Source organism: Pseudomonas sp. S5D5 (assembly GCF_003013355.1).
GTDB lineage: Bacteria > Pseudomonadota > Gammaproteobacteria > Pseudomonadales > Pseudomonadaceae > Aquipseudomonas > Aquipseudomonas aylmerensis.
This window is the reverse complement of sequence record NZ_PTEO01000001.1, coordinates 1,668,948-1,689,132: the sequence shown is the minus strand read 5'-3', so window position 1 is coordinate 1,689,132 and position 20,185 is coordinate 1,668,948. Positions and strand designations below refer to the sequence as shown.

Genomic DNA, 20,185 nt, shown 5'->3' with positions numbered 1-20,185 from the left:
TGCGGCCTGTGAAAATTCTTGTCCACTTGATCAGCTTTCGATTTCGGATTTTGTCCCTACGCAAAACATGGAAAGGGCGCAGAATCTGGCGTGGAACGCATTGATACAGGTCAGTCATTGCGTTGCAATGGCCCCTCGCTTTCTACATACTTGCGGCCGATTTTACCTATAAAAAAACCTAAACCGTGGAACCTTAGAATGAGCACAGCAATCAGTCCGACTGCTTATAACTATAAGGTAGTCCGCCAGTTCGCCATCATGACGGTGGTCTGGGGGATCCTTGGCATGGGGCTCGGGGTGTTCATCGCCTCGCAACTGGTCTGGCCGGAATTGAATTTCGGCTTGCCCTGGACGACCTTCGGCCGCCTGCGCCCGCTGCACACCAACCTGGTGATTTTCGCCTTCGGCGGATGTGCATTGTTTGCCACCTCCTACTATGTCGTGCAGCGCACCTGCCAGACGCGACTGATCTCCGACAGTCTCGCGGCCTTCACCTTCTGGGGTTGGCAAGCGGTCATCGTCAGCGCCATTGTCACCCTGCCGCTGGGCTACACCACCACCAAGGAATACGCCGAGCTGGAATGGCCGATCGCGATCCTGCTCGCCATCGTCTGGGTGACCTATGCGGTGGTGTTCTTCGGCACCATCGTCAAGCGCAAGACCAAGCACATCTATGTCGGTAACTGGTTCTACGGTGCCTTCATCCTGGTCACGGCGATGCTGCACATCGTCAACCACGCTTCGTTGCCGGTGAACCTGTTCAAGTCCTACTCGGCCTATGCCGGGGCGACGGATGCGATGATCCAGTGGTGGTACGGCCACAACGCCGTGGGTTTCTTCCTGACCACCGGTTTCCTCGGGATGATGTACTACTTCGTGCCGAAACAGGCCGAACGTCCTATTTACTCGTACCGCCTGTCCATCGTGCACTTCTGGGCGCTGATCACCCTGTACATCTGGGCCGGCCCGCACCACCTGCACTACACCGCGCTGCCGGACTGGGCGCAGTCGCTGGGCATGGCGATGTCGATCATCCTCCTGGCACCGAGCTGGGGCGGCATGATCAACGGCATGATGACCCTGTCGGGCGCCTGGCATAAGCTGCGCACCGACCCGATCCTGCGTTTTCTCGTGGTCTCGCTGGCGTTCTACGGCATGTCGACCTTCGAAGGGCCGATGATGGCGATCAAGACCGTCAACTCGCTCTCCCACTACACCGACTGGACCATCGGCCACGTTCATGCCGGCGCCCTCGGCTGGGTGGCGATGATCTCCATCGGCGCGCTGTACCACATGATCCCGAAACTGTTCGGCCGTGCGCAGATGCACAGCGTCGGCCTGATCAACACGCACTTCTGGCTGGCCACCATCGGCACCGTGCTCTACATCGCCTCGATGTGGGTCAACGGCATCACCCAGGGCCTGATGTGGCGTGCGATCAACGATGACGGCACCCTCACCTACTCCTTCGTCGAAGCGCTGCAAGCCAGCCACCCGGGCTACATCGTCCGCGCCCTGGGCGGTACGTTCTTTGCCGCCGGCATGCTGTTCATGGCCTACAACGTCTGGCGCACCGTGCGTGCCTCCGACCCTGCAGAAGCCGAAGCCGCCGCCAAGATCGCCGTTGTGGGAGCCCACTGATGAAGCATGAAGTAGTCGAGAAGAATATCGGCCTGCTGGCCTTCTTCATGGTCATCGCCGTGAGCATCGGCGGCCTGACCCAGATCGTCCCGCTGTTTTTCCAGGACGTGACCAACAAGCCGGTCGAAGGCATGAAGCCGCGCACCGCGCTTGAACTGGAAGGCCGCGACGTCTACATCGCCAACGGCTGTGTCGGCTGCCACTCGCAGATGATCCGCCCGTTCCGCGCCGAGACCGAACGCTACGGCCACTACTCGGTTGCCGGCGAAAGCGTGTGGGACCACCCGTTCCTGTGGGGTTCCAAGCGCACCGGCCCGGACCTGGCCCGTGTCGGCGGGCGTTACTCCGATGACTGGCAACGTGCGCACTTGTACAACCCGCGCAACGTGGTGCCTGAGTCGAAAATGCCGGCGTACCCGTTCCTCGTGGAAAACAAGCTCGACGGCAAGGACACCGCGAAGAAGATGGAAGTCTTGCGCACCCTGGGCGTGCCCTACACCGACGAAGACATCGCCGGTGCCGCTGCAGCCGTGAAGGGCAAGACTGAAATGGACGCATTGGTGGCCTACCTGCAAGGCCTTGGCACCATCATCAAAAGCAAACGGTGACCTACATGGATATCGGGATGATTCGAGGCCTGGGCACCGTTGTAGTGATGGTGGCCTTTGTCGGCCTGGCGCTGTGGGTGTTCAGCCCGCGACGCAAGTCGGAGTTTGACGACGCGACCATGCTGCCCTTTGCGGATGATCCCGAAGCCATCAAGCACGTCGAGCAAGCTTCTAGGAGTAACAAAGAATGACTACGTTCTGGAGTCTGTACGTCACAGTCCTCAGTCTGGGTACCATCTTCGCCCTGACCTGGCTGCTGCTGTCGACCCGCAAGGGCCAGCGCGCCGAGCAGACCGACGAGACCGTCGGCCACTCGTTCGACGGCATCGAGGAGTACGACAACCCGCTGCCCAAGTGGTGGTTCATGCTGTTCGTCGGCACCATCATTTTCGCCCTCGGTTACCTGGCGCTCTACCCCGGCCTGGGCAACTGGAAAGGCCTGCTGCCGGGCTACAACTACCTCGACAACGACAAGCAAACCCCCTTCGCCAACGGCCAGACCGGCTGGACCGGCGTGCACGAATGGGAAAAGGAAATGGCCAGGTCGGACGCCAAGTTCGGGCCGATCTTCGCCAAATTCGCGTCGATGCCAATTGAGGAAGTCGCCAAGGACCCACAGGCCCTGAAGATGGGTGGCCGCCTGTTCGCCTCCAACTGCTCGGTCTGCCACGGCTCCGACGCCAAGGGTGCCTATGGCTTCCCCAACCTGACCGACGCCGACTGGCGTTGGGGTGGCGAGCCGGCCACCATCAAGGAAACCATCATGAAGGGCCGCCATGCGGTGATGCCGGCCTGGCTGGATATCCTCAAGGAACAGGGCGTGGCCGATGTGGCTGCCTTCGTCGTCACCAACCTCGATGGGCGCAAGCTGCCGGAAGGCACCAAGGCTGACGTGGCCAACGGCGAGAAACTCTTCGCCGCCAACTGCGTGGCCTGCCATGGCCCGGCCGGCAAAGGCACCCCCGCCATGGGCGCACCCGACCTGACTCACCCGGGCGCATTCATCTACGGCTCGAGCTTCGCGCAACTGCAGCAGACCATCCGCTGGGGCCGCCAGGGCCAGATGCCTGCGCAGGAGCAACTGCAGGGCAACGACAAGGTGCACCTGCTCGCGGCGTATGTGTACAGCTTGTCCCATGGGGACAAGAAGACTGAAGAGCAGTAAGCCTTTAGTCATGACAAAGCCCCGAATCACGGGGCTTTGTCGTTTCTGGCTGCTGCCATTTCAACGGCCGAATGCTCAACCGCTCGTAATATCGAGCTTGTCGCCCACCGCCACAAAGTAGTAACGTAACTACATTCAATCTACCGAAGGGAGGATGCCCATGACTATCACCACCATTTCCAGTCGGGAATTCAACCAAGACACAAGCGGTGCCAAAAAAGCCGCCCGTCAGGGGCCGGTTTTTATCACTGATCGCGGCAAGCCAGCCCATGTACTGCTAAGCATTGAGGACTACCAGAAACTGACAGGTCTGAATGTCGACATCGTTGACCTGTTGGTGATGCCGGAAGCGGCCGAAATCGACTTTGAAACCGAACGTGCCGTGGTCACTCACCGCCCCGTGGACCTCTCTTGAATGTACCTACTCGACACCAACGTAATCTCTGAACTTCGTAAACCTCAGGCTGACGCAAGAGTGGTCGCCTGGGCAAAAAGCGTTATCGCCCCGCGCATGTTTATCTCAGCAATTACGCTGAAAGAACTGGAAACCGGCGTACTGCGGATGGAGCGCCGAGACCCGGCCCAGGGGAAAGTGCTGCGTACGTGGCTCAAACGTCATGTAATGCCAGCGTTCGATGCCAGAATATTGCCGGTTGATGCCGCCGTTGCGCTGCGTTGTGCCCATTTACAGGTGCCGGACCAAGCTAACGAAAGTGACGCATTGATTGCCGCAACTGCGCTGGTGCATGGGCTCACCGTGGTGACGCGTAACATCAGCGACTTCAAGTCCAGTGGTGTTGCCCTGATAAATCCGTGGGACGAATGACCTGTTCACCGGCAAAAAACGTCCATACTTCTCAAGTCAATTGATCCAGGTCACGTACACCATCAATTGATTTCCCCCAACGCGACCAAAGGTCGCACCCTTTGCGCACTGTCGGGGGCGTATCATTAGGCCACTGCAACACCCTTAATTTGACCCCGGTTGGCACGTACTGGCCGAGGCAAATCTCCACCGCCGTGGGATGCAATGATGAGCAACCAGATACCGGTACATGACGTTACCCCGCCTGCCAAAAACGCCAGTCAATCCGTCGACCTTTATGCGTCGCGAGAGAAAATCTACACCCGCGCCTTCACCGGCCTGTTCCGCAACTTGCGCATGCTCGGTGGCGCCGGCCTGTTCCTGCTCTACTTCGGCACGGTGTGGCTGAACTGGGGCGGACACCAGGCAGTGTGGTGGAACCTGCCGGAGCGCAAGTTCTTCATTTTTGGCGCAACCTTCTGGCCCCAGGACTTCATCCTGCTCTCGGGCATCCTCATCGTGGCGGCGTTTGGCCTGTTCTTCATCACGGTGTACGCCGGCCGCGTGTGGTGTGGGTATACCTGCCCGCAAAGCGTGTGGACGTGGATCTTCATGTGGTGCGAAAAAGTCACCGAAGGCGACCGCAACCAGCGCATCAAGCTCGATAAAGCGCCCATGGGCATCAACAAGTTCCTGCGCAAATTCAGCAAGCACATCCTGTGGCTGTTGATCGGGTTTGTCACGGGCATGACCTTTGTCGGCTACTTCTCGCCGATCCGCGAACTGGTGTTCGACTTCTTCACCGGCCAGGCCGATGGCTGGTCGTATTTCTGGGTCGGGTTCTTCACCCTCGCCACCTACGGCAATGCCGGCTGGCTGCGCGAACAGGTGTGTATCTACATGTGCCCGTATGCGCGCTTCCAGAGCGTGATGTTCGACAAGGACACCCTGATCGTCTCCTATGACCCCCGCCGTGGCGAAGTGCGTGGCCCGCGTAAAAAGGGTGTCGACTACAAGGCCCAGGGCCTCGGCGATTGCATCGACTGCACGATGTGCGTGCAGGTCTGCCCCACCGGCATCGACATCCGCGACGGCCTGCAAATCGAGTGCATCGGTTGCGCCGCCTGCATCGATGCCTGCGACAACATCATGGACAAGATGGAGTACCCGCGCGGCCTGATCAGCTACACCACCGAGCACAATCTGTCCGGGCAGAAGACCCACAAATTGCGCCCGCGCCTGATCGGTTACGCGCTGGTGTTGCTGGCGATGATCGGCCTGCTGGTCGGGGCGTTTTTCATGCGCTCGCTGGTGGGTTTCGACGTCAGCAAAGACCGCGTGCTGTACCGCGAAAATGCCGAGGGCCGGATCGAAAACGTCTACAGCCTGAAGATCATGAACAAGGACCAGCGCGACCACACCTACGTGCTCGACGCCGCCGGCCTGCCGGATCTCAAGCTGCAGGGCCGGCGCGAAATCAAGGTGGCCGCCGGCGATATCGTCAGCATGCCGGTGGAGTTGTCGAGTGCACCGGAGCAGTTGCCGTCGAGCACCAACGAGGTGACCTTCATCCTGCGCGATGCTGATGACACCAGCGTCCAGATCGAAGCCAAGAGCCGATTCATCGGCCCACAAGTCCGTTAAACAGAGAGCATGAGAATGTCCGTAGCTACTGCCGCAAGCCCCTGGTACAAGCACCTCTGGCCCTGGATCATCATTGGGATCCTGGCCTGCTCGGTGACCTTGACCTTGTCCATGGTGACCATCGCGGTGAACAACCCGGACAACCTGGTCAACGACAACTACTACGAGGCCGGCAAAGGCATCAACCGCTCACTGGACCGCGAACTGCTGGCCCAGACCCTGCAACTGCGCGCCAAGGTGCACCTGGACGAGCTGACCGGCGAAGTCGACGTGCACCTGACCGGCAACAGCAACCCGGCAACCCTGGAACTGAACCTGATCTCCCCGACCCAGCCGGAGAAGGATCGCAAGATCAACCTGGCCCGCAGCGACAGCGAAGCCGGCCGCTACATCGGCCAGGTCACCGACAAAGTCGAAGGCCGTCGTTTCGTCGAGTTGCTCGGCGTGGAAGGCGACCGCACCTGGCGCATGTTCGAAGAAGAACAGGTCAGCCACGACAAGGACTTGCTGCTGGGTGATGAGCCACTGCAGGGTGCCGAAGACCTGAAAAAATAATCCACCTGCGCTTCGCGCATCGCCGGCAAGCCGGCGCCTGCAGGCCTGACGCGTTACCCTGCAGGAGCCGGCTTGCCGGCGATGCGGCCCTCCCAGCCGGCTAGAATCCCTACCCATGACCAGCCCAACCCCCTGCTACCACTGCGCCCTCCCCGTCCCGCCCGGCAGCCGCTTCACGGCGGTGATCCTCGGCGAGCGCCGCGAGCTGTGCTGCCCCGGCTGCCAGGCCGTGGCCGAAGCCATCGTGGCCGGGGGCCTGGAAAGCTATTACCAGCACCGCAGCGAAGCCTCGGCCAACCCCGAGGCGCTGCCCGTGCAACTGGTCGACGAACTGGCGCTGTATGACCGCGCCGACGTGCAAAAACCCTTCGTGCGCCACGACGGCGATCTCGCCGAAGCGACACTGCTGATGGAAGGCATCAGCTGCGCGGCCTGCGGCTGGCTGATCGAAAAACACCTGCGCAGCCTGCCCGCCGTCGCCGAGGCGCGGTTGAACCTGTCCAACCATCGCCTGCAGGTGCGCTGGGCCGATGGCCAGTTGCCGTTGAGCCAACTGCTCAGCGAACTGCGCCACATCGGCTACGCTGCGCACCCGTATCAGGCCGACCGTGCCGCCGAGCAATTGGCCAGCGAAAACCGCCTGGCCCTGCGCCAATTGGGCGTGGCCGGCTTGCTGTGGTTCCAGGCGATGATGGCGACCATGGCCACCTGGCCGGAATTCAATATCGACCTCAGCCCCGAGCTGCACGTGATCCTGCGTTGGGTGGCGATGTTTCTGACAACACCCATCGTGTTCTACAGCTGCGCGCCGTTTTTCAAAGGCGCCCTGCGCGATCTGCGCACCCGCCACCTGACCATGGATGTATCGGTATCCCTGGCGATTGGCGGGGCCTATCTGGCCGGTATCTGGACGGCGATCACCGGGGTCGGCGAGTTGTACTTCGACGCCGTCGGCATGTTCGCCCTGTTCCTGCTCGCCGGCCGTTACCTGGAGCGCCGCGCACGCGAGCGAACGGCGGCGGCCACCGCGCAATTGGTCAACCTGCTGCCGGCTTCGTGCCTGCGCCTGAAGGGAGATGGCCAGAGCGAGCGCATCCTCTTGAGCGAACTGGCGGTGGGCGACCGGGTGCTGGTGCATCCCGGCGCGGTACTGCCTGCGGACGGGGTGATCCTCGACGGTCAATCGAGCATCGATGAATCGCTGCTCACCGGCGAATACCTGCCGCAACCGCGGCGCGCGGGCGATGCGGTGACTGCCGGCACCCTGAATGTCGAGGGCGCCCTGAAGGTCGAGGTGCGGGCCTTGGGCCACGACACGCGCCTGTCCGCCATCGTGCGCCTGCTGGAGCGAGCCCAGGCCGAGAAACCGCGCCTGGCGCAGATCGCCGACCGCGCCGCGCAGTGGTTCCTGTTGTGCTCGCTGATCGCCGCGGCGGTGATCGGCCTGGTGTGGTGGGAGCTGGATGCGTCGCGGGCGTTCTGGATCGTGCTGGCGATGCTGGTTGCGACCTGCCCGTGCGCGCTGTCCCTGGCCACGCCGACCGCCCTCACCGCCGCCACCGGCACCCTGCACAAACTCGGCCTGCTGCTGACCCGGGGCCACGTGCTCGAAGGCTTGAACCAGATCGACACGGTGATTTTCGACAAGACCGGCACCCTCACTGAAGGCCGCCTGGCACTCAAAGCCATCCGCACCTTGGGCGCCACCAGCAGCGACTTGTGCCTGGCCCTCGCCGCCGCCCTCGAAAATCGCTCCGAACACCCGATTGCCCGCGCGTTTGGCCGCGCGCCCATGGCCGCCGATGAAGTGCTGAGTTTCCCCGGGCTCGGCCTGGAAGGCCGCGTCGGTGAACGCCTGCTGCGCATCGGCCAGCCGGGGTTTGTCTGCGAACTCAGTGGCTGCCCGATGCCGGCCTCGCCGAACGAAGCCGGCCAATGGCTGCTGCTCGGTGACCGTGACGGCGCCCTCGCCTGGTTCGTGCTGGACGACCGCCTGCGCAGCGACGCACCCGCGTTGCTGGCCGCGTGCAAGGCGCGTGGCTGGCGCACGCTGCTGCTGTCGGGGGACACCTCGCCGATGGTCGCGAGTGTCGCCGCTGAGCTGGGCATCGACGAAGCCCACGGCGGCCTGCGCCCCGACGACAAACTGCAGGTGTTGCAATGCTTGCACCAGCAAGGCCGCACGGTGTTGATGCTCGGCGATGGCGTCAACGATGTGCCGGTACTCGCCGCTGCCGATATCAGCGTGGCCATGGGCTCGGCCACTGATCTGGCCAAGACCAGCGCCGATGCGGTGCTGCTGTCCAACCGCCTCGACGCGCTGGTGCAAGCCTTCAGCCTGGCGCGGCGCACCCGCCGGGTAATCATTGAGAACCTGCTGTGGGCCGGGCTGTACAATGGCCTGATGCTGCCGTTTGCCGCCCTCGGTTGGATCACCCCGATCTGGGCGGCGATCGGCATGTCCCTCAGTTCGTTGACCGTGGTGCTCAACGCCCTGCGCCTGACTCGCCTGCCGAGCGCGCCGGCCCACAGCGCCCCCTCAGTAACCCGCCCGCTGCCGGCTTGAGCCGCGCGGGCATGGAGTGCAGATGCCAGCTCTATACGTGATGATTCCGGCGGCGCTGCTGTTAGTCGGTGTCGCTATCTACATCTTCTTCTGGGCGGTGGACAGCGGCCAGTACGATGACCTCGACGGCCCGGCCCACAGCGTGCTGTTCGACGATCAGGACCCCAACCACCTGGCCGCCATCGACGAAGCCAACGGCCCCGAGCAGCCGCCCGCACCCAAAGATCCGCCCCATGCTTGAACTCGCGCCGCTGCTGGTCTCCGCGCTGATTCTCGGCCTGCTGGGCGGTGGCCACTGCCTGGGCATGTGCGGCGGGCTGATGGGCGCGCTGACCCTGGCGATTCCCAAGGAGCAACGCAGCCGCCGCTTTCGCCTGCTGCTGGCGTACAACCTGGGGCGCATTCTCAGCTATGCCACGGCGGGGTTGTTGATCGGCCTGGCCGGCTGGGCCGTGGCCAACAGCCCGGCGGCGATGTTCATGCGTGTACTCGCCGGGTTGCTGTTGATCAGCATGGGTTTGTACCTGGCCGGCTGGTGGAGCGGCCTGACGCGCATCGAAAGCCTCGGACGCGGCCTGTGGCGCTATATACAGCCGGTGGCGAACCGTTTGCTGCCGGTGTCCAGCCTGCCCCGCGCATTGCTGCTGGGCGCGCTGTGGGGCTGGTTGCCGTGCGGGTTGGTCTACAGCACCCTGCTGTGGGCGGCGAGCCAGGGCAATGCGCTGGACAGCGCGTTGCTGATGCTGGCATTCGGCTTGGGCACCTGGCCAGTGCTGCTGGCCACCGGCCTGGCAGCGGAACGGGTCACGGCGTTATTGCGCAAACGCAGTGTGCGCATGGCCGGCGGCTTGCTGGTGATCCTGTTCGGCGTCTGGACATTGCCCGGTCCGCATCAGCACTGGCTAATGGGCCATTAAAAGGCCATGTGGCATAGCGCCGCTCCCCGTTGATGCAAATCAACATGCCCTCCAGGTCACGCCCCTAGACTCGGCCCACTAGCCTATCCGGGGGAACGCCCGCATGCTCGACGCCATTCGTTGGGACACCGATCTGATTCACCGTTACGACCTGGCGGGACCGCGCTACACGTCCTACCCCACCGCCGTACAATTCGACAGCCAGGTCGGCACTTTCGACCTGCTCCACGCCCTGCGCGACAGCCGCAAGGCCGTGCGCCCGCTGTCGCTGTATGTGCATGTGCCGTTCTGCGCGAACATTTGCTACTACTGCGCCTGCAACAAGGTGATCACCAAGGACCGTGGCCGCGCCCAGGCGTACCTGCAGCGCCTGGAGCAGGAGATCCAACTGGTGGCCTGCCACCTCGACCCCAAGCAGCCGGTGGAACAACTGCACCTGGGCGGCGGCACGCCGACCTTTCTCAGCCACGACGAACTGCGCCAGGTCATGGGCAGCCTGCGCCAGCACTTCAATCTGCTCGACGATGACTCCGGCGACTACGGCATCGAGATCGACCCGCGCGAGGCCGACTGGGCGACCATGGGCCTGCTGCGCGAACTGGGCTTCAACCGCGTCAGCATCGGCGTGCAGGACCTCGACCCGGACGTGCAGCGTGCGGTCAACCGCCTGCAAAGCCTGGAAGAGACCCGCGCGGTGATCGATGCGGCGCGCACCCTGCAGTTTCGCTCGATCAATATCGACCTGATCTACGGCCTGCCCAAGCAGACGCCGATCAATTTCGCGCGCACCGTGGAGGAAGTGATCAGGCTGCAACCGGACCGCCTGTCGGTATTCAACTATGCCCACCTGCCTGAGCGCTTCATGCCCCAGCGGCGGATCAACACCGAGGAACTGCCGTCACCGGCGTCCAAGTTGCTGATGCTGCAAACCACCATCGAACAACTGACCCAGGCCGGCTATCGCTACATCGGCATGGACCACTTCGCCCTGCCGGACGACGAACTCGCCGTCGCCCAGGAAGAAGGCACCCTGCAGCGCAACTTCCAGGGCTACACCACCCATGGGCACTGCGACCTGATCGGGCTCGGCGTGTCCGCCATCAGCCAGATCGGTGACCTGTACTGCCAGAACACCAGCGACCTCAATGGCTACCAGAACACCCTCGCCGGCGCTCAACTGGCCACCAGCCGTGGCTTGCTGTGCACCACCGATGATCGGCTGCGACGCGAGGTGATTCAGCAATTGATCTGCAATTTCAGCCTGGCCTTCGATCGGGTCGAGCAGGCTTTCAACATTGATTTTCGCGGGTATTTTGACGACGTCTGGCCCCAACTCGAGACCATGGCGCAGGACGGCCTGATCGAACTGGACGCGCAGGGCATCCGTGTGCTGCCGGCTGGCAGGCTGTTGGTACGCTCAGTGTGCATGGTGTTCGATGCCTATCTGGAACATCAGAACAGGCAGCGATTTTCGCGGGTGATCTGAGCGGGCGCTACTTCGATGCCAGGCTCATGGCTTGCATCTGTGCGTCGGCTGGCTCGTCCTTCAAGGCCTTGCCCAGTTGCATCTGGGCCATCGTCAGGCCGCTTTGCAAGGCCGCCAGCGAGGCCTGCAGGTTACCCACCCGCGCCTGGCGCGCCTCGGGGGTCAAGGAGTTATCCGCCGAAGCCGCCGCGATTTCGGCCATCTTGTCGGCAATCTGCTTCTTCAGCTCACGAATCATTTTCAGCAATTGCTTGATGCTGTCCTTCAGGTTGCTGTCGTCGATGTCCTTGTTGGAATCGGCTTTGGCAGCCTGGAAACCGGCACTGGAAATCTTCACCGCCACACCCTCGACCGCCTTGGTTTCAGCAGCAGGCGCGGGGACTTCGGCCTTTTCATCGGCCCCTGCGGCAGGTTTCGTATCCGGCACGATCGGCAGGCGGATGGCAGGGTTGTTGGCAGCGATAACGGACATGTTCTGAGCTCCGGCTCATGGAGGTACACCACTGTATCGACCCTGTTACAAAAACCTTTATACCGTTGCCGGTTTTTGTACAGGCTGGCCTCGGCGCCCCCCAGTGCGTTACCCTTACGTCTTATGTGTGTTTTCCCACAAGGATTTAAGAAATGTCCGAGCCAGTTAAACTGCGCGCTCACAGCCAGGCTCATTGCAAGGATTGCAGCCTGGCCCCCCTCTGCCTGCCACTTTCGCTGAATCTGGAAGACATGGATGCGCTGGACGAGATCGTTAAACGCGGTCGCCCACTGAAAAAAGGCGAGTTTCTGTTTCGCCAGGGCGACAAGTTCGACTCCGTCTATGCAGTACGGTCGGGCGCCCTGAAGACGTTCAGCTTGAGCGACGGCGGCGAGGAACAGATCACCGGTTTCCACCTGCCCAGCGAACTGGTCGGCTTGTCGGGCATGGACACCGAGATTCACCCGGTGTCGGCCCAGGCGCTGGAGACGACGTCGGTGTGCGAAATTCCCTTCGAGCGCCTCGACGAATTGGCCCTGCAGTTACCGCAACTGCGCCGCCAGTTGATGCGCGTGATGAGCCGCGAGATTCGCGACGACCAGCAAATGATGCTGCTGTTGTCGAAGAAAACCGCCGACGAGCGTATCGCTACATTCCTGGTCAACCTGTCGGCACGTTTTCGCGCCAGGGGTTTCTCGGCCAACCAGTTCCGCCTGAGCATGTCGCGCAATGAAATCGGCAACTACCTGGGCCTCGCCGTGGAAACCGTGTCCCGCGTGTTTACCCGCTTCCAGCAGAACGAGCTGATCGCCGCCGAAGGCAAGGAAGTGCATATCCTCGATCCGATCCAGCTGTGCGCACTCGCCGGTGGCTCCCTGGAGACCTGAGGCAGACGCCTGCGGCCGCGCCAATTGGCAAGGCCGCAGGTATACTTGGCGTCCGTTTTCCACGCCCAGGACTCTGCGCCGATGACCTTCGATTCGTTCGACATCAAATCCCTGATCCGTCCCGTCATCGACTTCCCCAAGCCTGGGGTGATCTTTCGTGACATCACGCCCTTGTTCCAATCGCCCAAGGCCCTGCGCCTGGTGGCCGACACCTTTGCTCACCGTTACGTCGAGGCCGATTTCAGCCATATCGGCGCGATGGATGCGCGGGGCTTCCTGATCGGTTCGATCATCGCCTATCAACTGAACAAACCGCTGATCCTGTTCCGCAAGCAGGGCAAGCTGCCGGCTGACGTCCTGGCCGAGGGTTACCAGACGGAATACGGCGAAGCGTTCCTGGAAGTCCACGCCGACAGCCTCTGCGAGGGCGACTCGGTACTGATGTTCGATGACCTGATCGCCACCGGTGGCACCCTGATTGCGGCGGCCAACCTGGTGCGGCGCATGGGGGCGAAGATCTTCGAAGCGGCGGCGATCATCGACCTGCCGGAGCTGGGTGGGTCGCAACGCCTGGAAGACATGGGTATCCCGACCTTCTGCCTGACGCAGTTCGCGTTGAACGAACGTTAATCGCTGCCTGCACCGGCCCCATCGCGGGCAAGCCCGGCTCCCACCCTGACATGCGCCTACCCGTAGGCGCTGGCTTGCCAGCGATAGCGCTCGAAAGAGCACCCATGATCACAACCCCATCTGCTTGCTGATGATCTCATTCATCACCTCGCGGGCAAGCCCGGCTCCCACGTTGGCATGCGCCTACCCGTAGGCGCTGGCTTGCCAGCGATAGCGCTCGAGAGAGTACCCATGATCACAACCCCATCTGCTTGCTGATGATCTCATTCATCACCTCGCGGGTGCCCCCGCCGATGGACAGGATGCGGTTGTCGCGGTACAGCCGCTCCACCAGGTTGCCGCGCATGTAGCCCTGGCCGCCGAGGATTTGCACAGCGTCATAGGTGACGCGGTCGGCGGTGTCGGTGGCGAGGTTCTTGGCCATGGAGATTTCCTTGATCACACTTTTGCCGGCCGCCATCTTCGCTGCCTGGCGGTAGGTGAACTCGCGGGACACCTCCACAGCGGTAGCCATTTCCGCCAGGCGATGCTTGAGCACCTGGAACTTGCCGATGGGTTTGCCGAATGCTTCGCGCTGGGAAGCCCACTTGAGGCTTTCCTCCAGCGCCATCTGCGCAGTCATGTTGGCCATCAATGCCAGCGCCAGGCGTTCGCTCTGAAAGTTGCCCATGATGCAGGCGAAGCCCATGTTCTCGGCGCCAATCAGGTTGCCTACGGGCACGCGGCAATCGTCGAAGAATAATTCAGCGGTGTCCGACGCCCACCAGCCCATTTTCTTCAGGGGCTGGCCAACGGTGAAACCGGCGGTGTTTTTCTCGATCAGCACCAGGCTGATACCGGCAAAGCCCGGCCCGCCGGTGCGCACGGCAACAGTGTAGAAGTCGGCACGGCTGCCGCTGGTGATAAAGGTCTTGCTGCCGCTGACGCGGTAATGCTCGCCCTCCCGAATGGCGCGGGTCTGCAGGCTGGCCACATCGGAGCCGCCGCCCGGCTCGGTCACCGCCAGGGCGATGATCTTCTCGCCCGACAGCACCTGGGGTGCCACCCGGTCGCGCACCGATGGCAACGCCCATTTGACTATCGGCGGCAAGCCGATATCCAACGACCCCAAGCCCGCCACCACCCCGCCGGAACCGCAGCGCATCAGCTCCTCACTGGCGGCCACCTTGGCGAACAGGTCACCTTCATGGCTACCGCCAAGGGCCTCGGGATAACCAATCCCCAGGATTCCCGCCGCACCGGCCTTGAGGTACAGCTCACGGGGAAAGCTGTGGGCCTCCTCCCATTGCTCGATGTCCGGCAGCATTTCGCGCTCGACAAAACGGCGCACGCTGTCGCGGACCAACTGGTGGCTGGGGTCGAAGTAGTCCTGGTAGGCAGACATCGGCAAGCTCCACGGTGAAGTGGAGCGAACTTACCAAGCGCTTGCTTGGTTATCAAGTTATGCGCACATTCTGCTGACAATACAAAACCAATGTGGGAGCGGGCTTGCTCGCGAAAGCAGTGGAACAGTCAGTGCATTCGGCACTGACAGACCGCTTTCGCGAGCAAGCCCGCTCCCACATTTTGAGCTGCGGTGTTTTTTACAGCGCGATCGGCTTGCGACCTGCGAACGAGTGAGCCAGCGTCCCGCCATCCACCAGCTCCAGCTCGCCACCCAGCGGCACGCCGTGGGCGATGCGCGAGGTGATCAGGCCTTTGTTGGTCAACAGCTGCGCGATGTAATGCGCCGTCGCTTCACCTTCCACCGTAGGGTTGGTGGCCAGGATCACCTCGGTAAAGGTGCCCTGCTCTTCAATGCGCGCCACCAGTTGCGGAATGCCGATAGCCTCCGGGCCCAGGCCGTCCAGCGGCGACAGATGGCCCTTGAGCACAAAGTAGCGCCCGCGATAGCCGGTCTGTTCCACCGCGTACACATCCATCGGCCCTTCCACCACGCACAGCAGGGTGTCGTCGCGGCGCGGGTCGGCGCATTGCGGGCAGAGTTCTTCTTCAGTGAGAGTGCGGCACTGGCGGCAATGGCCCACGCCAGTCATGGCCTGGCTCAGGGCCTGGGCCAGCCGGGTGCCGCCGCTGCGGTCACGCTCCAGCAGCTGCAGCGCCATGCGTTGGGCGGTTTTCTGGCCAACGCCCGGCAATGTGCGCAAGGCGTCGATCAGTTGGCGAATCAGAGGGCTGAAGCTCATGGGGCAATGGTCCGACAAAACAACGAGACGCGGTTTATACCCGCGCCCCGGATAAGCGTCAAATCCTCAATCCTGCGCGACACGTACCACCAACTTGCCGAAGTTACGTCCCTCCAGCAAACCGATAAACGCTTCGGGCGCCTGCTCCAGGCCATCGACCACGTCTTCGCGAAATTTCACTTTGCCCTCGCGCACCCATGGCGCCATGGCACTGATGAACTCCGGATGGCGATCACCGTAGTCGTCGAACACGATAAAGCCCTGGATACGCACCCGCTTGGTCAGCAAGGTCCGCTGCAGCGCCGGCAGACGGTCAGGACCACTCGGCAGTTCATGCGCGTTATAACCGGCAATCAGCCCACACAGCGGAATCCGCGCCTTGGGGTTGAGCAGCGGCACGACCGCGTCAAACACCTTGCCGCCGACGTTCTCGAAATAGATGTCCACGCCTTTGAAGCACGCCAGGGCCAACTCGTTGGCAAAATCCGCGCTCTTGTGGTCAATGCAGGCGTCAAAACCCAACTCCTCGACCACGTAGCGGCACTTGTCCGCGCCTCCCGCCACACCTACCACACGCAAGCCCTTGAGCTTGGCCACCTGCCCCACCACCGAGCCCACGGCGCCGGACGCTGCCGCCACCACCAGGGTTTCGCCGGCCTGTGGCTGGCCAATGTCCGTGAGACCCATGTACGCGGTCATGCCCGGCATGCCCAGCACCCCAAGGGCCATGGACGGGCTGGCCAGGCCCTTGGGCACCGGCATCAGGTTGCGGCCATCGGAAATGCTGTGGCTCTGCCAGCCGGTGGAACCAACGACGAGGTCGCCCACTTCAAATTTCGGATTACGCGACTGCTCGACACGGCTGACAGCGCCACCGGTCATCACCTCGTCGATTTCCACCGGCGCGGCGTAGGACGGTGCATCGCTCATGCGGCCACGCATGTAGGGGTCGAGGGACAGGTACAGGGTTTTCAGGAGAACCTGGCCGTCTGCCAACTCCGGCAGGTTCACGCGTTCCAGGCGGAAATTTTCCGGGGTCGGGGCGCCCTGCGGGCGTGAGACCAGGACGATGCGCTGGTTAAGAATCGGTTCTTGAGGCATCAGGGGGCTCCTTTATCGAATTCATCGGTATAGGGTGCAGACCATGGTAGAGCGCTTGCGGTTCGATGTTTCGTCTATCGCCCCGCCGCGTGTGCATCGCAGCGGCGTGGCAAACCGACGCCACACCCAAAAAAAATGCCAGGCACGAGGCCTGGCACTGGAGTCTAGCTAAAGCTCGCCGATCAGAACGGCAGCTTCATGCCCGGTGGCAATTGCATGCCAGCGGTCACGCCGGACATTTTGTCCTGGCTGTTGGCTTCGATCTTGCGCACGGCGTCGTTGACGGCCGCGGCGAACAGCGCCTCGAGCATTTCCAGGTCATCTTCGCCCACGCCTGGCAACACGCTTGGGTCGATGCTCACGCGCTTGATGTCGTGACGACCGGTCATCACCACGCTGACCATATCGCCACCGGCTTTACCGGTGACTTCGGCGTTGGCCAGTTCTTCCTGCATCTTGGCCATCTTTTCCTGCATCTGCTGCGCCTGCTTCATCAGGCCGGCCATGCCACCTTTCATCATGGGAATCACCTCAAAGTACGTGGATCAATTTAGTAGCCCGGTATCAGGACGCCTGGGGCACCGGGGCTTCGACAGGTTCAATTGTATCGTGGCGAACGACGGCGCCGAACTGTTGCATCATTTGCTGGATGAGCGGATCAGCCTGGATCGAGTCCTCGGCTTCGCGCTGGCGGTTGATGCGCCGGCGGGTCGCGGCCTGGGCTGGGGTTTCCTGCTCAGGCTTGATCAGCTCGATGGCGACGGTCAGCGTGCGCTCATGGTACTGGTTCAGGGCATCGTTGAGGCGACGTTGCTGGGTCGCGTTGAACAGGGCGCTGTGGGCCGGGTCCAGGTGCAACAGCCAGTGGTCGCCCTCGATGGAAATCAGAGTGCAGTTGGCGGCAATACTGCCGGTCATGCCGGAGATCGGCAACTTCGGGAACAGCTCCAGCCATTGCAGGGCCAGGCCGGTGGCCGGCGCCGCAGCAGGCTCGGCCTCGGGCTCCGGGGCCGGCTCGGCGGTGTGCTCGCTGGCCAGGTCATCCAGGTAGCTGTAGGCCGAATCCATGTCCGGCTCGATGTAGTCTTCGTCCAGCGGCGGCTCGTCATCCAGGTCGATCCCTGGAACGGCGGCCTCGACCTGAGCGACGGTCGGTTCCGGCACAGGCGCGGCGACCCACTCCGGCGCATCCGGCACCACGCTGTCAGGGGTCGGCGTGGGCATCGGGGTCAGCTCCGGCTGCTCGCCGGCCGTTTCCAGCACGGGCTCCACCGCAGGCTGCAGTTCGGGCTCGACTTCAGGCTCTACCGGATCATTCCAGGGCAGGTCGACAACAGGCGCAGGCTCGGGCTCGACCACCGGAGGCGGCGTGACCACCGGCGCTGCCACCACGGGCGCAGGCTCAGGCGCCGGCGCAACAGGTGCGGCAACCACTGGCGCAACCACCGCCGCGCCAGCCACTGATTTGGCGGAATCAACTGTGGCCTGGCTGATCCCCACTGGCTTTAGCGGCTGTCTCGGTGCGTCCGCCGAGTCAGCGGGCCGGAAGGCCAGCATTCGCAGCATGACCATCTCGAAGCCACCTCGCGGGTCCGGCGCCAGCGGCAGGTCGCGGCGCCCGATCAGGCCCATCTGGTAGTAGAACTGCACGTCTTCGGCCGGCAGCGCCTGGGCCAGGGCCAACACGCGGTCGCGGTCGCCATGGCCGTTGTCGACACCTTCCGGCAAGGCCTGGGCGATGGCGACGCGGTGCAGCACATTGAGGATTTCCGAGAGCACGCCGTTCCAGTCCGGGCCTTGCTCCGACAAGTGGCGCACAGCTTCGAGCAACGCCTTGGCGTCGCCTTCGATCAGCGCGTGCAGCACGTCGAACACCTGGCCGTGGTCCAGGGTACCGAGCATGGCGCGCACATCGGCGGCCATGACCTTGCCTTCACCAAAGGCGATGGCCTGGTCGGTGAGGCTCATGGCGTCGCGCATCGAACCATCCGCCGCACGGCCGAGCAGCCACAGTGCGGCGTCTTCGAACGGCACGTTCTCGACGCCCAGCACGTGGGTCAGATGCTCGACCACGCGCTCGGGGGTCATGTTTTTCAGCGAGAACTGCAGGCACCGCGACAGAATCGTTGCAGGGAGTTTCTGCGGATCGGTGGTGGCCAGGATGAACTTGACGTAGGGCGGCGGCTCTTCCAGCGTCTTCAACAGGGCATTGAAAGAGTGGCTGGAAAGCATGTGCACTTCGTCGATCAGGTAGACCTTGAAGCGACCACGGCTCGGCGCGTACTGCACGTTGTCGAGCAGCTCGCGGGTGTCTTCGACCTTGGTGCGGCTCGCGGCGTCGATCTCGATCAGGTCGACAAAACGCCCTTCGTCGATTTCCCGGCACACCGAACACGTGCCACAGGGCGTGGAAGTGATACCGGTTTCACAGTTCAGGCATTTGGCGATGATGCGCGCAATGGTGGTCTTGCCCACCCCGCGAGTACCGGTGAACAGGTAGGCGTGGTGCAGCCGTTGGCTGTCCAAGGCATTGATCAGAGCCTTGAGCACATGGGTCTGGCCGACCATTTCGCGGAACGAGCGCGGACGCCATTTACGTGCAAGAACCTGATAACTCATCGAAAACCGTCGCAACTGGGAAGCGGGAGCCGGTAATGCTAGCGGAGCAAGGGGGAAATTGCATCCGGCACGCTCGTCTAATCTGACTAAGCTCTGCTGATTGGCCCCGAAAAGGCCTGAACCCGGAGAGTCTATGCGCGTAGTCCTGGGCGCTTTATGGATGATTGCCTCGGCCAGCCTGGCGGCGCCCGCACCGCTGCGCTTCTCGGTTTCCGACAGCTGGGCGATGCCCATGGTGCAACTGGAGGACGGCCGGCCCACCCAGGGGATTTTGTATGACTTGATGTTGAGCCTGGCCACCCAGGTCGGTCGGCCGGCGCAATTCCATGTGCTGGCACGGGCGCGTATCTCGGCGGCCATGGAACACGGCGAGATCGACGTGCGCTGTTATGTCACCCAGGCCTGGTTCGACAACCTGTCCGGTGATTACACCTGGAGTATCCCGCTGATGGTGCAGCGCAACCTGTTGGTCAGCACCCAGGTGCCCGCGCAACCGGTCCATGTGAAGCAATTGCCGGCGCAATCGATCGGCACGGTGCTCAACTATCGCTATGCCACGCTCGACCCGCTGTTTGCCAGCGGCCAACTCACCCGCGACGATGCGCGCAGCGAAGAACAGGTGCTGCACAAACTGGTGGCCGGGCGCTTCAAGTTTGCGGTGATCAACGAATGGATTCTCGACCGTTTCAACCAGCGCATGCCGATCGGCCAAAAGCTGCACAAGGTCGCGGTGATCGATGAGCAGAACCTCGGCTGCACCGTGCGCAATGACCCGGACGTGCCGGTGCAGCGCATCCTGCGCACGCTGCTGCGGATGAAGATGTCGGGCGAGATCGATGACATCATCCAGCTGTACACCGGGGAAGGCGCGCAGCCCCTGCACACTCCTGACAGGAACTGACA

The 20,185-nt window shown here is 62.7% G+C and carries 21 protein-coding genes; 15 read left to right on the top strand and 6 right to left on the bottom strand.

Features of this window, described 5'->3' with window-relative positions:
• Nucleotides 1–198 precede the first annotated feature (198 nt).
• The 12 genes from ccoN (at nucleotide 199) to hemN (ending at nucleotide 11,387) form a co-directional block, all read left to right on the top strand.
• Nucleotides 199–1,641: a cytochrome-c oxidase, cbb3-type subunit I gene (gene ccoN / locus C9990_RS08110; protein WP_065909606.1), complete on the top strand. Its 1,443-nt coding sequence runs from the start codon at nucleotides 199–201 to the stop codon at nucleotides 1,639–1,641.
• Complete coding sequence (gene ccoO, locus C9990_RS08105; protein ID WP_003193167.1) at nucleotides 1,641–2,249, top strand: cytochrome-c oxidase, cbb3-type subunit II; 609 nt, start codon at nucleotides 1,641–1,643, stop codon at nucleotides 2,247–2,249. The genes ccoN and ccoO overlap by 1 nt, the downstream gene beginning before the upstream one ends.
• A 5-nt stretch (nucleotides 2,250–2,254) precedes the next feature.
• Entirely contained in the window at nucleotides 2,255–2,440 is a 186-nt protein-coding gene (locus C9990_RS08100; RefSeq protein WP_005790274.1) for a CcoQ/FixQ family Cbb3-type cytochrome c oxidase assembly chaperone, read from the top strand.
• Nucleotides 2,437–3,414, top strand: a complete 978-nt coding sequence (gene ccoP / locus C9990_RS08095) for a cytochrome-c oxidase, cbb3-type subunit III (RefSeq protein ID WP_065909604.1) — start codon at nucleotides 2,437–2,439, stop codon at nucleotides 3,412–3,414. The genes C9990_RS08100 and ccoP overlap by 4 nt, the downstream gene beginning before the upstream one ends.
• A gap of 160 nt (nucleotides 3,415–3,574) precedes the next feature.
• Nucleotides 3,575–3,829: a type II toxin-antitoxin system Phd/YefM family antitoxin gene (locus tag C9990_RS08090; RefSeq protein WP_106802986.1), complete on the top strand. Its 255-nt coding sequence runs from the start codon at nucleotides 3,575–3,577 to the stop codon at nucleotides 3,827–3,829.
• A complete protein-coding gene (locus C9990_RS08085; protein WP_065909602.1) occupies nucleotides 3,830–4,240 on the top strand; it encodes a type II toxin-antitoxin system VapC family toxin in 411 nt (136 codons plus the stop codon).
• Nucleotides 4,241–4,447: 207 nt separating this feature from the next.
• Nucleotides 4,448–5,863 (top strand): cytochrome c oxidase accessory protein CcoG, encoded by a 1,416-nt coding sequence (ccoG, locus tag C9990_RS08080; RefSeq protein WP_106802985.1) that lies wholly within the window; start codon nucleotides 4,448–4,450, stop codon nucleotides 5,861–5,863.
• A gap of 15 nt (nucleotides 5,864–5,878) precedes the next feature.
• Nucleotides 5,879–6,418: a FixH family protein gene (locus C9990_RS08075; protein WP_106802984.1), complete on the top strand. Its 540-nt coding sequence runs from the start codon at nucleotides 5,879–5,881 to the stop codon at nucleotides 6,416–6,418.
• A gap of 115 nt (nucleotides 6,419–6,533) precedes the next feature.
• Entirely contained in the window at nucleotides 6,534–8,984 is a 2,451-nt protein-coding gene (locus C9990_RS08070) for a heavy metal translocating P-type ATPase (RefSeq protein ID WP_106802983.1), read from the top strand.
• A 22-nt stretch (nucleotides 8,985–9,006) separates the two neighbouring features.
• Nucleotides 9,007–9,225 carry a cbb3-type cytochrome oxidase assembly protein CcoS gene (ccoS, locus tag C9990_RS08065; protein WP_065909596.1) on the top strand — a complete coding sequence of 73 codons (219 nt, stop codon included), beginning with the start codon at nucleotides 9,007–9,009 and terminating at the stop codon, nucleotides 9,223–9,225.
• Nucleotides 9,218–9,901, top strand: coding sequence for a sulfite exporter TauE/SafE family protein (locus C9990_RS08060; protein ID WP_106802982.1), 684 nt, complete (start codon nucleotides 9,218–9,220; stop codon nucleotides 9,899–9,901). Before ccoS ends, C9990_RS08060 begins: the two co-directional genes overlap by 8 nt.
• Nucleotides 9,902–10,004: 103 nt before the next feature.
• On the top strand, nucleotides 10,005–11,387 hold the full coding sequence (hemN, locus tag C9990_RS08055) for an oxygen-independent coproporphyrinogen III oxidase (RefSeq protein ID WP_106802981.1): 1,383 nt from the start codon (nucleotides 10,005–10,007) through the stop codon (nucleotides 11,385–11,387).
• A gap of 7 nt (nucleotides 11,388–11,394) precedes the next feature.
• Here hemN and C9990_RS08050 read toward each other — a convergent pair whose 3' ends face one another.
• On the bottom strand, nucleotides 11,395–11,859 hold the full coding sequence (locus C9990_RS08050; RefSeq protein WP_106802980.1) for a hypothetical protein: 465 nt from the start codon (nucleotides 11,857–11,859) through the stop codon (nucleotides 11,395–11,397).
• Nucleotides 11,860–12,011: 152 nt separating this feature from the next.
• Here C9990_RS08050 and fnr point away from each other — a divergent pair, with 152 nt between their 5' ends.
• Complete coding sequence (gene fnr, locus C9990_RS08045; protein ID WP_065909589.1) at nucleotides 12,012–12,746, top strand: fumarate/nitrate reduction transcriptional regulator Fnr; 735 nt, start codon at nucleotides 12,012–12,014, stop codon at nucleotides 12,744–12,746.
• Between the two features lie 81 nt (nucleotides 12,747–12,827).
• The gene (locus C9990_RS08040; protein WP_065909587.1) at nucleotides 12,828–13,376 is read left to right on the top strand and encodes an adenine phosphoribosyltransferase; all 549 of its coding nucleotides are present in this window, start codon (nucleotides 12,828–12,830) and stop codon (nucleotides 13,374–13,376) included.
• Nucleotides 13,377–13,611: 235 nt separating this feature from the next.
• Here C9990_RS08040 and C9990_RS08035 read toward each other — a convergent pair whose 3' ends face one another.
• The 5 genes from C9990_RS08035 to dnaX all read right to left on the bottom strand — a co-directional run bounded on the left by C9990_RS08035 (nucleotide 13,612) and on the right by dnaX (nucleotide 19,282).
• A complete protein-coding gene (locus C9990_RS08035) occupies nucleotides 13,612–14,760 on the bottom strand; it encodes an acyl-CoA dehydrogenase family protein (RefSeq protein ID WP_106802979.1) in 1,149 nt (382 codons plus the stop codon).
• Between the two features lie 199 nt (nucleotides 14,761–14,959).
• Nucleotides 14,960–15,562: a recombination mediator RecR gene (recR, locus tag C9990_RS08030; protein WP_015885312.1), complete on the bottom strand. Its 603-nt coding sequence runs from the start codon at nucleotides 15,560–15,562 to the stop codon at nucleotides 14,960–14,962.
• Between the two features lie 66 nt (nucleotides 15,563–15,628).
• Nucleotides 15,629–16,663 (bottom strand): NADP-dependent oxidoreductase, encoded by a 1,035-nt coding sequence (locus C9990_RS08025; RefSeq protein WP_065909583.1) that lies wholly within the window; start codon nucleotides 16,661–16,663, stop codon nucleotides 15,629–15,631.
• Nucleotides 16,664–16,845: 182 nt separating this feature from the next.
• Nucleotides 16,846–17,184, bottom strand: a complete 339-nt coding sequence (locus C9990_RS08020; RefSeq protein WP_003193199.1) for a YbaB/EbfC family nucleoid-associated protein — start codon at nucleotides 17,182–17,184, stop codon at nucleotides 16,846–16,848.
• Between the two features lie 43 nt (nucleotides 17,185–17,227).
• The gene (gene dnaX, locus C9990_RS08015; RefSeq protein WP_106802978.1) at nucleotides 17,228–19,282 is read right to left on the bottom strand and encodes a DNA polymerase III subunit gamma/tau; all 2,055 of its coding nucleotides are present in this window, start codon (nucleotides 19,280–19,282) and stop codon (nucleotides 17,228–17,230) included.
• Nucleotides 19,283–19,415: 133 nt separating this feature from the next.
• Between dnaX and C9990_RS08010 the strand changes: the two genes are divergently transcribed.
• Nucleotides 19,416–20,183, top strand: a complete 768-nt coding sequence (locus C9990_RS08010) for an ABC transporter substrate-binding protein (protein ID WP_065909580.1) — start codon at nucleotides 19,416–19,418, stop codon at nucleotides 20,181–20,183.
• Nucleotides 20,184–20,185 lie beyond the last annotated feature (2 nt).